Source organism: Reyranella soli, assembly GCF_007992495.1.
Lineage (GTDB): Bacteria > Pseudomonadota > Alphaproteobacteria > Reyranellales > Reyranellaceae > Reyranella > Reyranella soli.
Map to the genome: position 1 here is coordinate 1 of NZ_BKAJ01000221.1, position 14,208 is coordinate 14,208.

Consider the following 14,208-nt stretch of genomic DNA (forward strand, 5'->3'; position numbering starts at 1 on the left):
ACAGCATATCGGCGAGCCAGGCCAGCGGATCTGTGTCGTTGAGCTTGGCGGTCTCGATCAGGGTGTAGATAGCGGCGGCGCGCCGGCCGCCCTCGTCGGAGCCGGCGAAGGTCCAGTTGCGACGCCCGACGGCGATGCCGCGCAAGGCTCGCTCGGCAGCGTTGTTGCCGAGACAGAGACGGCCATCGTCGAGGAAGCGAACCAGCGCGTCCCAGCAGTTCAGGCTGTAAGCGATCGCCTTGGCGACCTAGCTGTTGGGCGACAGCTTGGCGTGCTGCTCGTGCAGCCAGGTTCCCAATGCTTCGGCCAGCGGGCGGCTGCGCTCTTGGCGGGCGCGCTGGCGTTCGTCGGGCAGCGGTCCGTTGAGGTCGCGCTCGATGGCGAACAGCGCATCGATGCGTGCGACGGCCTCGATAGCGATCGGCGCCTTGGTGAGGCGCGCCAAGTCGAAGAACTTGCGCCGCGCATGGGCCCAGCACGCCGCCTCGACGATCGGTCCTGGCCAGCGCTTGGGCTCGTAGAGCCGATTGAAGCCGGCATAGGCATCGGCCTGCATGACCCCGGTCCAGCCGGCCAGATGCGCCTCGGGATGGTCGCCGCTGCGGTCAGGCGAGTAGAAGTAGATCGCCGCCGGCGGCGCCCGCCCGCCGAACGGCCGGTCGTCGCGCACGTAGGTCCACAGCCGCCCGGTGCGGGTCTGGCCGGTATCCAGCACCGGCACCGGCGTATCGTCGGCATGGATCCGCTCGGCGGCGAACACATGGCCACGGATCGCCTCGACCAGGGGCATCAAGGTTGCTGCCGAGGCGCCCACCCAGTCGGCCAGCGTCGACACGTCGAGCTCGATGCCTTCGCGGGCATAGGTCCGGCTCTGGCGATGCAGCGGCAGGTGCAGGCCGTACTTGCTGAACAGCACATGCGCCAGCAGGCCGGGCCCCGCCCGACCGCGGGCGATCGGATGCGACGGCGCCGGCGGCTGGGTGATCTTCTCGCAGGCCGACGGCACCGGATAGACCACCCGCTCGCACGGCAGATGCTCGGGCAGCGGCCGCCGCGCCGGCTTGCGCCGCTCGAACGGCTGCACCGCCACCTTGTCCGACGAGGCCTGCATCTCGGCCGCCGTTGCAGCCTGTGCCTGGTTCTCCTTGAGCTCACCCAGTTGCAGCTCGAGCTGATCCCACAGCTCTCGCCGCTCCGCAGACTGGCCGTACTGCTCGTGCCGAAGCCTGGCGATGGTGTGCTTGAGCTTGTCGATCTCGGCGCGATAGGTTGCCCGTTCGGCCCGCAGCAACGCCTTCAGCTTCTCAACATCGTCGGGGAGTTGGTCATCAGGCTGTGGCGTCACACTGCCATTGTGGGAACGACCGAACGCCTTGCAACGGCTACTCGGTGACCGAGTCGTCCTGTCGCATCATCCCGCCACTTGCGGGCGCCAGGTGCGCTGCGGCAGCCGCCAGTCGATGCCCTCTAGCAGCTAGCCAAGCTGCCCAGGCGTCAGCGTCACCGCCTCGCCCTCCGTCCGCGGCCACACAAAGCGGCCGCGCTCCAGGCGCTTGGCGAACAGCACATGCCTTGGCCGTCGTGCCAAAGGATCTTCACCAGATCACCACGCTTGCCGCGGAACACGAACAGGTGCCCACCGTGCGGATCGCGCTTCAACGTCTCCTGCACCCGCAGCGCCAGGCCGTCGAAGCCCTTCCTCATGTCGGTGTGGCCGCTCGCCAGCCACACCTGCGTCCCGACCGGAACCGGGATCATCGACCTTCCAGCACCTCGATCACCGGCGCAGCGCCACGACATCGACCGCGCCCGCAACCCGCACCCGACGTCCGCCCGACAGCTCGATCTCGATCACCCCTCCGTCACCGACGGCAGTCCCGACCGGCGCAGGCCCTTCGGCTCCGCTCAGGGCAGGCAACGCCACCGGCACGAACGCAGGCTTCGCTTCGGCCGCCGGCCCCAACTCCCGACGCCAACGGAACAGCAGGCTCGTCGCGATGTTGTGCTTGCGCGCAACCGCCGACACCGACGCCCGATCGACACCGCATTGCGCCACGATCGCCTGCTTCTCCCAACTATCTCCAGACATAGGCACCGCATAGGTCCAGTCATACACAAGACCATGACCTTCAGACACATCTACACCCCTCTCAAGGCGGTACTCGCCGGACGCTTACCCTCCAGCGTCGACGACTGCATCCGGCGCGCGCCGCAGGCAGCCTTATTTAGTTGCTGGCAATGCCCAGCCCTGATGCGTCAGCATAACGAGGCTGACGTCATCAACGTGCCGCTCCACCAGTCCGGCGGTGACGACGTCGTAGGCAACCCGCTCGCGTCGGTCGCCCATGATATCAGTGCGAGCACCTATGGCACTGATGCGCCGCCACGACGCCGGATTACGTCGGCTGACGTCATGCAGCGCTGAGACGACATTCATCGCCAGCGCGAGGCGGTCAAGAACCAACAGCGCCCATCTTAAGCGCGGCGCGCCTAGACCAGTGATGCGCGCCATCTTGGCGGCAGATGAGCACGCGGAAGCAGGCGCGCGTCCTTACCTGATGGCCTAGTAATTCTGAGCTAGCGATCGGGCCATCGGTAGCCGACAAGCCGGACGTTCTTGATCGCTGAGAAGCCGGGATCGATCGCCAGGAATTTGCTCCGAATCCGCTTCACAAACGAGCGGACGTTTGTCGTGTAGCCGCGATCGCCGCTGCCTGCAATGAATCCGGCAAAGTGCACGGCGTCGTAGATGGCGCGATAGGTTTGGATCTCGCCTTTGCTCGACACCAGTAACGTCACGACATTGAACTCGGCGATCGTCAAGCCAACGTCCTGATCCAACCACAAGGCACGTGCCATCGAGGGGTGCAAGGCAAGTTCGCCATGACGCTCCACCTCCGGCATCGCCGGGGGTGGGATTTGGCGCTGGCCGTTCATGATGAGCCGCAGCCGGTGGACCAGTACTTCTATCCCCCGGGCCTTGTCGACAAAGTCGACGGCTCCGCGGTCAAGCGCCTGCAACTCCCGTTCGACCTGGGAGTATGCAGTCAGGAAAACCACCGGCAGTCCGATCCTGCTCTTTCTTAGGGTGTCCAGCAGCTCAAACCCAGACATCTCCGGTAGGGCCCACTCGAGCAACGCCACTTTAGCTTCCATACCGCTGCTCAAAGCCTCCAGGAGAGAAGGCCCCTTTGCAAAGCACATCACTGAGAATCCTAATGCGATCAGGTTTGCGGACAGGACCTCCCGATAATGGTCGTCGCCATCAACAATCAATACGTCAGGCATCGTCGCGCCTTCCCCATTAAGGCGGGGCATCTCGCCTCAATATTTGAAGACCGCAACGTCTGACGGAGGCGCGTCTCAGCCAAGGTCAGCCGCTGAGCGCATCGGAGGTAATCCTTCTTTCTTGCACCGGCCCCGGCTGCACCGTGATTGCCTGTCATCGTGAGCCGCAGCAAGATCAGCAGGCGTCCTGCTCACAATTGATGGTCGCCAAAAGCCGTTCGATCAGGCCAACCTCGACGGCTCCGCGAGCACATCGTCGAGCCGACCTGTGGCATATCGCCAAAGCGCGCAGCGTCATTCGCTCTTTGCCAGCCGTGGTCAGTTCCTTGAACAAGTTTAGCGAGCTCGCCGACAACCGGATAGCGAGGCGGCGCCGGAGCGCCATCATGGCGCCACTACGCCCGTCACTGCTACCACTGCCGCGGCCACTATGAGGCTCAGGGAGGGCTGTGAGGCGGTCTGACTGGCGAAAAATCTATCCGCCTAGCCGTGGGTCGGGCTGGCTGCAATGCCCGCGTCCCCTTCGCGAACATTGGCCAAGGGGTTAGCGTCGGCCAGGACGGCGAAGGCGAGAGATCGTCGTGAGCTCCCGGAGGTCCTCCACGGTCGCCGAGGGTGACACCGCTGGTTCTTGCTGCGCCTTTAGTTACAAGCCGAGATGTCCGACGAGAGCGAGAAGATCACCTATTCATGTCTGCGTCGGGCTCGTGATGCGAACGCACGAATGCAGTTGGATCAGTGCATTAGAAAGACACTGACGGTTCGCGATAGATCAGCACTATCTAGTACCATCAATGTGAGCGAGTGTCGGCGTGCCCGAAGACGTGAGCCTACGTGCAGAAGTGGTGCGGCCGAGGGTACGCGAGGGGACCCACACTGCTATGGCCACTGTTGGCAATAGCTACAGCGTCGCTAAGTTTGACGCGGTTCAATCTTTACCTTCGGGTGGTTCATCGGCCTGCGCTACAGTCCCGCCTAGTGCCAGAGGTGCTGCAGCTCGTGCGGAGTCCGCCAGAGCCTCCACCCGCGTTGAAAATGTCTTTGCCGAACGTGCTATCTCAATCGAGTCCTGCTGGCAGATGATTTGCCAGCCAAACGGCGCTGTCGATGGCCCCCGGCGGGTGATGCGCAAAAGGTAACGGCCTGGGTGGCTCATCTTTGAACGAGACTCTGAAGTTGATCGATCTGCTGAGGCACTTGAATGCGTCCCACCTCAGGGTAAGGGGCTGGCCCAAGGCCTTCAAGGCTCATGGGTCCAATAATATTAACATGTATTCCGGCCCGGCACCTTCGTTGAGGGCAGGCAATCACCTTTCGGTCCCCCACGAATTGGCCGCGCTGCGATCATAACGCCGTCGAGCGGTAACGCCGGCTCGAGGAGCAGTTGGCCGGCCTGGTCCCCCAAGAGTTCGATGGCATCCGTAGTCGCGGCCTATCAAGCCATGCGCGGCGTGTCCTTCCTGGTCGCCTTTGGCGCCGAGATCAAAGACCTGCGGCGCTTCGATAGCCACGCCAACTCATGTCCTTCCTTGGCTTGGTCTCTGCCGAGTGCTCGACGAGGAGGCGCTCCTTCGCGCAGGTCTGACTTTGGCAGGCAACCGGCGAGCCCGTCAGGACCTCGTCGAGACGGCCTGAAGCCACCGCCATCCGGCTCGTGTCGGCGAGACCCTGAGAGGTCGTCTCGAGGCGCTACCACAGACCATCCGCGACATCGCCTGGAAGACCTAGGTGCGGTTGTCATGGCCGCTTCCGACGGCTCAGCGGAGCCAGCAAGAAGCGATCCCCCATCATCGCCGCAATCGCCCGCAAGGTGGCTGCGTTCCTGTGCGAGATTAGCCGCCAGATCACGCCTGCCGCAGGTACCTGAGGGGGCGCATTCCTATCCAGGCGGCGCAGCGTTGGGATGAGTAACGGAGGGGCACTCCCGTCTAAGTCATGTGGCCGAGACGCCCGTCGTCTAAATGAGAGATTCCAATAGGTCGTCCTTTTGGCTCGGTCCAAGGGAGGCTGAGGTTGTCGAGACCTCAACTTGTTCTTGGAGGAGGAACCGAATGGACCTCCATAAGAGTGCGCACCTGAACGGTGCATAGTCGAGAGCGGATTCTCTGGTTGCTGCAGTTGGGGGGGCCGACAAGACGGTGCACAAGTGGCGGGACCGCCATCTCACCGAATGCCGGCCAGGGTGCACCGTGCTCTCATTGCAGAGGGACCTGCAGTAAGCGTCGGCGCTATGGTCCGCCATGATCGAAGCCTAGTCACATGAACCTACACTTACTGCGCGCTGGCGCGACCGCCCTGACTGGCATCGTGTGCAAGGACCTCACCTGTTTAGCGGCGTTGCAAGTGCTTGAGCACAGAGCCTCGTCACCGAAGCTTTTAGTGAACGCCGCAGCGTGGAGTCGTGACGCAATCCAACGGCTACCGTGGTCGATCGAAGTACCTATCGCGTAACGACGTCGACCGGCAATTTGACCAGTTACCACCCGGCGTTGGTTAGGCAGACGGTACCCCCACGATCGAGCACTCAACTCGGCGCGGCGGCCTACCACCGGAGGCTGCCGGTCCGCCCAAACGCTCAAGTGAGTCCGACTTTGACTTCGGCAGCCCCTTCTATCGCCCCCAAACGGGTTACCCCGGTTGCTTTGTCCGCCGTCGCGTCCAAGGGATGTATCGTGAGGGCAAGGTAAAGCTTGCATCCGCTCTTGTCGTCCCAGCCTGTTGTAACGTGACTGCGGACGGATCGCACAGCATGTTCATTCAGACACTTTCCCGAAACAGGGCTATTCCTCAAGACGGAAAAATAGATGATCGTGACTTCGAGGCTCAGCATCGACATTGTGCGATATCTTGAGGTTCGCAATCAGGGCGTTCCACTTCGATGGACGTCGTTGAGCGAGATCGCCGATCACGTCCACGGTCCTGAAGACATCGCGTTTAACCAAGCTGTCGACATTGCCAGATGTAGGGGATGGATCATCGTAGAGGGAAAGTCACCGTGGAGGCGGGCGGCGCAGACTAAGGCTGGATGCTCCCTTCTCCTTCGAGAGGCATCCGCGACCCCGGGTGCCGCAGGAAAACTTTCAGCTGCTGTCGGTGCGGCACCGATGGAGCGCAGTCCATCACAGCATCGAACACTGAAACCGGAATGACGGATTGCTAGCTCGACCAGGTGGCAGGCCCCCCAGCACCACACGCCGTGACTTTGGGCAGAGGAGAACGATGTCACCACCCCTTTCCGCGTGGCCGCCGTTCGGAAAAAAAAGCTCGGCAGGCTTCTTAAGCGTGATCTCGACATCCAGATCGAGGATACATTGCGCTGCCGGCGGAAAATGCCACGTTGAGGCGGCTGCCTTGTTCACTCGCGGCAAACAGAGTCACGTCTAGCCGGTCGCACTTTCGGTAGCGCCTCAATGGTCGGTCCCAGGTACCGAGTTGTCTCGGTATCGGCCGATGGGTGCGCGGGGGCGCTCGCGTTTCTGGTGGAAAACCTCACGTACCGTTATCCAAATCGCGAGCTGGAGTTCACGCCGTTCTTGAACCATCGGGTTACCACCTTTCCACTCTTGAGAGCAGCAACGTGTGCTTTAACGTGAGCGCAAGCACAGTTCGCACGAGGCAAGGCTCACACTGGCGACCGCGCAATCGAACCGTCAGAAAATCACAGGAAAAGCTCCGTTAAACGTTAAAGTCGGAAGATCGTGGGGGATGTCTAATATCGAAACATGCTTGACCTACCTTTTGGCTTGTTCGCCGGCAGTTGGCGTCAATGTCGTGTTAAGGCGCCGGGCGCGTTGCTTACCTCCAACAGCTTAGAACGCCGACGGCTTTTCACGGCCGCCTCTGTTGATGACAAGATTGTCGCCGGCAATGCGGCAACCATTACAACTACGGCCACCGTCAATATGGTAGATCCATCTGGGCACTTCGATCCTCCGGAAAGGATGCCTACGGGTACCCCGAAAACGATACTGACATTTGGCATACGCAGTTTGCACCTCTGCCGAACGGCCAGCACCAGTCTAGAAACGCGTCAGCTTGCGAGCTATCGCGGCGCAGCTCTGCGCGTGTAGCGGATGTGTAGATGTGGAATCGCCCGTCTTGCGAGGACCATGGCCGTCCTCGTTGCCCTATGAATGCGTTCAGCCGGAGTTCCAGGCGATGCGAACGACTGTAGCTCCCGGCCTCTCCACACTGTGGCCGATCTCGGCGCCCAGCCATGGTGACCTCAGGGTGTACGAGGCTCAGGATTCCCCCCGCCTCCGTAGTCGTTGCCTTTGGCTCGATCCCTGCTGTCCTCATTGCTCGAAACACGAAGCAGTCGCCGATGACAAGTCAAAGCGACGCCCAGGACACCTCTTTCAGCCCAGGCTGCCGGCGCTACGAGTTGCAGTTCCGGCCGTTACCCTAGTATGGGGGCGGCAATGGTTGGCATGATGAAGCCTCCAGAGGCAGGCGCGCTTGACGCTTTGGCTTTGAAATTCAGAAGTCTCGAACTCGACTCCGAGGCAGACCTTCAAACTGTCTTGAGATTTGTGAAGATCAGGGAGGCCGTGAGCCCGGGTGAGAATATCGTTGATACGCGTAGTCCGCGAAGACAACTGACCGTGCTGCTTGCCGGTGTGGCGTGTTTGCACAAGAAGCTTGAGGATGACAGCCGACAGATCTACACCTTTCAGTACCCTGGCGACTTTTGTGACCTCCACCGTTACATGCTGCCGGAACTGGATCAGAAGGCAACGGTAACGGCTTTGACCGCTTGCTCGATCGGCACTATTCGCCATGATGATTTGGACCAATTGCTTTCACAGCATCCAAAGCTCGGTCTGGCATTTTGGCGCGCCTCAATGCTTGAGGCGAGCATCCTCCGTGAAAGACTGCTCAACATAAGTCGGCGAGCAGCTCTTCCACGTGTTGCCAGCATAATCTGCGAACAGTTGGCTCGACTTGAGGCGATCAACATCAAGAGTGCCGTAATCCCTATTACGCAGGTCGACCTAGCAGACGCCGGAGGGCTGTCCGTGGTCCATGTCAATCGCATTGTTCAAGACCTCCGAAAACTTGGCGCCCTCTCGAAAAAGACGCGGACCATCGAAGTCGCGAGCAAAGAGCGACTAGCGCAGCTCGCCAACTTTGATAGAAGGTACCTAAACATGCCAGACCTGCTATCCGACTGGAAAATAGACATCGAAGAATTGGCGGATAGTTGACACTGGTCAACCCGGACCGAGTCCTTTGAGGCACACTTGGGCTGCCGCGTGAAAATTGCAACTTTATTGGAATCGTTGACAAAAGCCATGGCTCCTGCCCCTGAGCATGTTGGCTTCGCCGGGTATCTTCCAGTTTGTGGCTCTTCAGTGCGGAGAGACCGTCCACCATCTCATGGGCCGAGTACAACACGCGCCCTTCGGCATAGTCGGGTCGAGGCCGTGGCTCATCGATGACCCGATCAATGGCCAACCCTTGCGGCAATACGTCAACGAGGTCTCGACCCTGCGACCAAGCGACGTCACCGTCTTAGACAATCTTGGATCCTACAGAAGGAGCACCGTCAGCCGACGTGTCGCGTACTCTTCGTCACGCCTCACCAGCGGAGTACTCCTTGTTAATCCTCCTATCCGAAGATCTCTCCCGTTATCTTGGAACGGCACCCAAACGGGGATCTAAAGGAAGGGCTCGCCGGAATAATTGCCAACTCCGATCGTCTTCTGCGTGGCGACGATGGAGCAAGTCCGCCTCGACGCTGACGAGCATTCTCTGCGGCGAGCTACTCCTGCCATGCCCCATGTCTCCCATTAAAGGATCGCGCGATGCGTATCGCCATGGTTGGTTCAGGTTATGTCGGGCTTGTATCAGGAGCCTGTCTTGCGCAATTCGGACACGACGTGATCTGCATCGACAAAGTCGCCGACAAAGTCGGGCGGCTTCGCAAGGGTGAGATCCCGATCTACGAACCTGGGCTCGATAAGCTGGTCGTCGACAACGTGCGCGCTGGTCGGCTTACCTTCGATACAAGCCTCGCCGAGGCAGTGGGCAACGCTGAGGCGGTGTTCATTGCGGTAGGTACACCTACCCGGCGCGGTGATGGCCACGCTGATCTCACCTTCGTCTACTCCGCTGCAGCAGAGATTGCCGAGGCACTACGCGGCTACACCGTCGTCGTCATAAAATCGACGGTGCCGGTCGGGACGGGCCGCGAGGTCTCGCGTATCATCCGAGAAGCGCGGCCCGAGGCGGAATTCGACGTTGTGTCCAATCCGGAGTTCCTGCGCGAGGGCGCAGCGATCGAGGACTTCATGAAACCGGACCGGGTGATAATCGGCGTCGAGACCAATCGCGCGCACGACGTTATGGCTGCCATTTACCGGCCTCTAAACCTAATCCAGACGCCGATCGTTTTCACCAATATCGAAACGGCTGAAGTCACCAAGTATGCCGGCAACGCCTTTCTCGCCACCAAAATTACCTTCATCAACGAGATTGCCGATCTATGTGAGAAGGTTGGCGCCGACGTGCACGACGTTGCGCGCGGGATCGGGCTCGATGGTCGCATTGGCCGCAAGTTCCTGCATCCCGGACCAGGCTTCGGAGGTTCGTGCTTTCCCAAGGATACGCTGGCGCTGGCCTATACGGCGCGGCAGGCCAACGCGCCGCAGACCATCGTCGAGCAGGTCATCGAGGTCAATGACACGCGAAAGAAACGCATGGCACAGAAGGTCATAGAGTTCTGCCATGGATCGGTCACTGGCCTGACGGTGGGAGTGCTAGGCCTCACCTTTAAACCCAATACCGACGATATGCGCGATGCGCCGTCGCTGGACATCGTAGCCGCCCTAGAGGCGGCCGGTGCGCAGGTCGTGGCCTTCGATCCGGCGGGCATGAAAGAGGCGGCACGTCTAATGCCGTCCATTTCGTTTGCCGAGAGCGCCTATGACGCCGCGTCGGGCGCGGACGTGCTGGTGGTGATCACGGAATGGCCCGAGTTCCGCGGGCTCGATCCGCGGCGCCTTAAGCAGCTGATGCGCCAGCCCCGCATCGTCGATCTGCGCAACATCTTCGAACCCGAAGAATTGCGCAGCCTGGGCTTTGCCTATGACGGGGTCGGCCGCCGCAGACCGCATACAGCAACTGTCACAAACAAACTATTGGGCAACGATACCAAGATCAGCGCGCGGGCCCCTGAGCTCCTAGGTTCGTTGAGTGGTGCATCGGCGACCGCCTAGCGACCGCCGCACACTGTGATGCCCTAATCCATCGGGTCGTTCGCATCTAACAACAAGGCGGGCGACAACCAAGTCTCTGGGTCTTAACGCCAGGTTGAGCCAAATTCAACTATGGATCGTACTACTGCGAACGAAGATCACGTCCTCGATCCGCCCAGTCAATCTCACCGGCAAGCTGCACCAGCTCGCAACCAGTCTCCATGGAACGCATCCTCTCAAAGAAAGCGATCGCGGTCACGACACGACCCATCTCCGATGCATTTTCATCTCGGGCCGAAAGCGCCTTGTGTTCGGCGCCCCGACGCTGCTTTCGTCCTACTCGGAGTACCTTGATAGGTAGGCGTCTTCAGAGCATGCCGGGGATGGGGCCGATCGCCGGCGCAGCTGTTAAGGCCTTTGCGCCGCCCGTTTGCGACCTTCGGGCGAGGCCGCGACTTTGCTGACTGGCTCGGTCTGGTCCCTCGGCAACACACGACGGGCGGAAAGCCGAGGCCGGGACATATCTCAAAAGTGGGGCAGAGCGACATCCACCAGCTCCTGATCACCGGTGCCATGCGATTGCACCGTGACACCCGGTGGCGCGGCGATCTCCGCTTTCGTCTCGGCCTGGGCCTGATCTTTCTCAAGCTGGTGCGGACAGCCGGTCGACCGCTGTACCCAACTCGATTCGACCGGTTTGATCAACGGCGGAAGGCTCTGTAGATCGCGATTCGAAGCGATATTGGGCGCATGTGGAGCGGAGGCGTCCATCACCAATTTACGCGTCCGGCGAGGCCCGCCGGCCGCTGCTCGATCACCTGCCGCGCGCGCATCGTCTATCCGGTACCGTCGGCCTACCCGTGTTGCGGCGACGCCGCGCATAAGCTGGGCGAGGACGTGACCGAGGTGCTGGAGCTAGTGCCCAGGCAGTGGAAGGTGATCGTGTAGGTCGGTGAGAAGCACTCGTGTCGCAGCTGCGAGCAGATCACTCCGCCGCCGGCGTCGTTTCATCTGATCACGCGCGGTCGGGAGGTCCCGGCCTGCTGGCAAGTACGGCCTGCACCTGCCGCTGATCTGCCAAAGCGCGACCTATGCTCGCGAGGGCGTCGAACTCGACGTCTCGACGCTGGCCGACCGCATGAGCTGCGGCGGCGCCGTTGATGCCGTTGGTCGAGGCGACTTGCGTCCGCGTCTTCGCGGCAGAGCGCCTCCACGTCGACACCATTACCGTGCCAATGCTCGATACCGGCAAGACCCGCACCGGTCGGCTGTGGACCTACGTGCACGACGACCGGCCGTTCGCTGGTCCCGCACCGCCTGCGGCGCTCTACTTCTCGCCCGATCGCGGCGCAGAACATCCCGAGATGCATCTCGCGCACTGGCACGGTCTCATGCAGGCCAACGCCTTTAGCGGCTTCAACCGGCTCCATGAACCGGACCGTCAGCCCGGGCCGATGGTCGAGGTGGCGTGTTGGGCCCATGCGCGTCGCTACCTCTTCGACCTGGCATGGCTCAACGAGGCGCCAATCGATATCGAAGCTGTTGGTCGCATCGATGCGCTGTTCGCTATCGAGCGCGAGATCACTGGCCTGGCGCCTGTTGAACGACAGCGGGTGCGCCAACACCGCAGCAAGCCCCCGGGTCGAAGCGCTCGGCGCATGGGTGAAGGAGCAACATCCAAAGGTCCCAACGGCAAGACAGCCAAATCGCTTACAGCCAAAATGCCTGGGACATGAGCAACAACACCGCCGAGCGCGCCATGCGGCCGGTCGTCACCCGCCGGCGCAACTGGCCCCTCGCCGGGTCCAACGAGGCGGCCGCCACGCCGCCGCGATCTACACCTTGATCGAGACTGCGAAGCTCGACGACGTCGATCCGGTCGCCTGGTTGGCAGACGTGCGGGCTCGTCTCCAAGACCATCCGGCCAAACGCATCGACGAACTGCTGCCTTGGAACTGGCGTTGACAGCTGGATCAGCGCGCCGCTGCCTGACCAACCGTCTTAGACCTAGGCACCCACCGTACGCGTGCTCGCCATGTCGCCAAAGTTTCTTATTTGGCATGAAACGCCTGCCACAATGAGACGTCGAAGGAGCTGCCTTGAGGTCCAACGATCACGAGGCTACGGCCTGCAAAGCAAAGGTAACCAATGCGCCTTACATTGTGCGAACCACCCCTACGAGGTAGCCGGATTCAGGTCACTCCGTGTGAGCTTTCTGACCGCTCCTGAGAATCAGGTCATCGCGGCTCAGTGACTTTATGGAACGACAGGTGGATCAAGCCGCAACTTCCCCTTGCAGGGCACGAAGCGCCGGTGAGCGGCGATTTGCATCAGCACCGTAACCCTGCTCGAGCGCCCAAATGGCCGCCTGCGTTCGATTCGCTACGCGTATCTTCCGAAGTATCGACTTCATATGGACCTTGATCGTCGCGTCGGTAACCCCGCACGTACGAGCGATCATCTTGTTAGAATGGCCCCTCACGACGCCTTTGAGAATTTCCTCTTCGCGCTCGGACAGACCGTGGGGAATTCGACGCGAAATAGTGCGGTCAATGGAACCATTCTCCGCGTCATCGCTTCGTGCCCGACTGTTTGAAGTCAGGCCCAAATCATCGCCTTCTTGCCCGCCCGTCGGGCATGCCGTCAAACTTGTCTCAGTCTTGAGGACCAGGATCCTTAGGTCTGCAGCAATGATCTGCTGGAGCGTGCCGACGAGAGTATCGGGCGATGCGAATAGTGGAATACATCCATCGATCTCCGAAGCCAACAGCGTCTGAAAATCGACCGGCGACGCGCGGTCGAACAGCAGAATAATTTTGGTGTCTGGCCACAGCTTGCGAATGCTTCCCGCAGCACTGGCAGCCTCATCGGCCGGCAGCGGACCAAGGATGACGAGCCTGGGCGCATCTGCGACAAGCGAAGAATTTTCGATGTCAGCCGTGGAAGCGACACCGCCAACTACCTGATACGAATGGCTTGCCATTAGCGAAACCAACGCCTCGCGTACCAGCGATCGCGGCTCAATGACAATCGTGGCTATGTACTCCATCCCAGCCCCCGCTAGTTCCCGTAGTCAACATACTGCGATGTTAGGCTGGCTCAATTAACACAGGATAAGTTGCCTCCATGAATTCGCGAGCTTCTTCAAGCTCGCGGTAGGCTTGGCGGATCGCAAGCTACCTAGACGTTACCCCGGGCTGAAGCCGGAGGCCCGCCCCTTTTCATGCCAGGATCGACGGTCGTCGTACGGGCCCGAGCCGATCCTCAGGCATGGAGGGACGAGCCATGGGAGAGTATTGCGAAGTGTACGTCGCCGTCGCCTTCGATATGGCGAAGCTGAAGCACGCGGCGGCGATCGCGGAGGGAGGTCGAGAAGGCGAAATCCGGTGTGTCGGCGAGATCGAGAACCGGCCAGTGACGATCGAATGGCTGATCAAGACGCGGGACCGACGGAATATGGGCTTTATCCGCAGATGCAGAGGTGTTTGGAGCGTAAGCTTGGTCCTACCGTTCTCAACGTGGGGCGGGGGTGCGAAGTAGGACGCAAAAGAGGTGATGTTTCATCTCACCGCACGATAGCAATAGAATGCCTTTTCCGGATAGGACTTGGTAGGTTATCGACCGTTCCAATATGACGCTCAAACAGCGAGTCGCTCAGCCTGTTTGCGGCGTTCCGTGCGGATTGATTCTATGAGGCGGAGCAGTACTCAATGATTACTCC

General features: G+C 60.8%; 11 protein-coding genes and 2 pseudogenes. 7 read left to right on the forward strand and 6 right to left on the reverse strand.

Annotation, left to right across the window (positions count from 1 at the left end; translation table 11 throughout):
• The 5 genes and pseudogenes from tnpC to RSO01_RS42725 all read right to left on the reverse strand — a co-directional run.
• Positions 1–1,291, reverse strand: a pseudogene (gene tnpC, locus RSO01_RS42705) (IS66 family transposase); the annotation flags it as partial.
• A 183-nt stretch (positions 1,292–1,474) separates the two neighbouring features.
• A pseudogene (tnpB, locus tag RSO01_RS42710) lies at positions 1,475–1,800 on the reverse strand (IS66 family insertion sequence element accessory protein TnpB).
• Positions 1,778–2,089: an IS66-like element accessory protein TnpA gene (gene tnpA, locus RSO01_RS42715; RefSeq protein WP_147156708.1), complete on the reverse strand. Its 312-nt coding sequence runs from the start codon at positions 2,087–2,089 to the stop codon at positions 1,778–1,780. Before tnpA ends, tnpB begins: the two are co-directional and overlap by 23 nt.
• Positions 2,090–2,221: 132 nt before the next feature.
• Positions 2,222–2,512, reverse strand: a complete 291-nt coding sequence (locus RSO01_RS42720) for a hypothetical protein (RefSeq protein ID WP_147156709.1) — start codon at positions 2,510–2,512, stop codon at positions 2,222–2,224.
• A gap of 65 nt (positions 2,513–2,577) precedes the next feature.
• Positions 2,578–3,288, reverse strand: coding sequence for a response regulator transcription factor (locus tag RSO01_RS42725; protein WP_170303792.1), 711 nt, complete (start codon positions 3,286–3,288; stop codon positions 2,578–2,580).
• Positions 3,289–7,709: 4,421 nt separating this feature from the next.
• Between RSO01_RS42725 and RSO01_RS42730 the strand changes: the two genes are divergently transcribed.
• The 7 genes from RSO01_RS42730 (at position 7,710) to RSO01_RS42760 (ending at position 12,452) form a co-directional block, all read left to right on the forward strand.
• Positions 7,710–8,495, forward strand: coding sequence for a Crp/Fnr family transcriptional regulator (locus RSO01_RS42730; RefSeq protein WP_170303793.1), 786 nt, complete (start codon positions 7,710–7,712; stop codon positions 8,493–8,495).
• Between the two features lie 600 nt (positions 8,496–9,095).
• On the forward strand, positions 9,096–10,508 hold the full coding sequence (locus RSO01_RS42735; protein WP_147156712.1) for a UDP-glucose dehydrogenase family protein: 1,413 nt from the start codon (positions 9,096–9,098) through the stop codon (positions 10,506–10,508).
• A 396-nt stretch (positions 10,509–10,904) separates the two neighbouring features.
• Complete coding sequence (locus RSO01_RS50150) at positions 10,905–11,210, forward strand: transposase (RefSeq protein ID WP_218037637.1); 306 nt, start codon at positions 10,905–10,907, stop codon at positions 11,208–11,210.
• Positions 11,211–11,237: 27 nt separating this feature from the next.
• A complete protein-coding gene (locus RSO01_RS42745; RefSeq protein WP_147156713.1) occupies positions 11,238–11,435 on the forward strand; it encodes an IS66 family transposase zinc-finger binding domain-containing protein in 198 nt (65 codons plus the stop codon).
• Between the two features lie 212 nt (positions 11,436–11,647).
• Complete coding sequence (locus tag RSO01_RS42750) at positions 11,648–12,223, forward strand: IS66 family transposase (RefSeq protein ID WP_147156714.1); 576 nt, start codon at positions 11,648–11,650, stop codon at positions 12,221–12,223.
• Entirely contained in the window at positions 12,220–12,333 is a 114-nt protein-coding gene (locus RSO01_RS49660; protein WP_147156715.1) for an IS66 family transposase, read from the forward strand. The genes RSO01_RS42750 and RSO01_RS49660 overlap by 4 nt, the downstream gene beginning before the upstream one ends.
• The gene (locus RSO01_RS42760) at positions 12,330–12,452 is read left to right on the forward strand and encodes a transposase domain-containing protein (RefSeq protein ID WP_147156716.1); all 123 of its coding nucleotides are present in this window, start codon (positions 12,330–12,332) and stop codon (positions 12,450–12,452) included. Before RSO01_RS49660 ends, RSO01_RS42760 begins: the two co-directional genes overlap by 4 nt.
• A 310-nt stretch (positions 12,453–12,762) precedes the next feature.
• Here the strand turns inward: RSO01_RS42760 and RSO01_RS42765 are convergent, their stop codons facing one another.
• Positions 12,763–13,536: a response regulator transcription factor gene (locus RSO01_RS42765; protein WP_147156717.1), complete on the reverse strand. Its 774-nt coding sequence runs from the start codon at positions 13,534–13,536 to the stop codon at positions 12,763–12,765.
• Positions 13,537–14,208 lie beyond the last annotated feature (672 nt).

Bases quoted from the DNA above. Each gene is read 5' to 3' on its own strand.
- tnpA (WP_147156708.1), bottom strand. From the start codon at position 2,089: ATGTCTGGAGATAGTTGGGAGAAGCAGGCGATCGTGGCGCAATGCGGT.
- RSO01_RS42765 (WP_147156717.1), bottom strand. From the start codon at position 13,536: ATGGAGTACATAGCCACGATTGTCATTGAGCCGCGATCGCTGGTACGC.
- RSO01_RS42730 (WP_170303793.1), top strand. From the start codon at position 7,710: ATGGTTGGCATGATGAAGCCTCCAGAGGCAGGCGCGCTTGACGCTTTG.
- RSO01_RS42725 (WP_170303792.1), bottom strand. From the start codon at position 3,288: ATGCCTGACGTATTGATTGTTGATGGCGACGACCATTATCGGGAGGTC.
- RSO01_RS42750 (WP_147156714.1), top strand. From the start codon at position 11,648: ATGCCGTTGGTCGAGGCGACTTGCGTCCGCGTCTTCGCGGCAGAGCGC.
- RSO01_RS42720 (WP_147156709.1), bottom strand. From the start codon at position 2,512: ATGGCGCGCATCACTGGTCTAGGCGCGCCGCGCTTAAGATGGGCGCTG.
- RSO01_RS42745 (WP_147156713.1), top strand. From the start codon at position 11,238: ATGTGGAGCGGAGGCGTCCATCACCAATTTACGCGTCCGGCGAGGCCC.
- RSO01_RS42735 (WP_147156712.1), top strand. From the start codon at position 9,096: ATGCGTATCGCCATGGTTGGTTCAGGTTATGTCGGGCTTGTATCAGGA.
- RSO01_RS49660 (WP_147156715.1), top strand. From the start codon at position 12,220: ATGAGCAACAACACCGCCGAGCGCGCCATGCGGCCGGTCGTCACCCGC.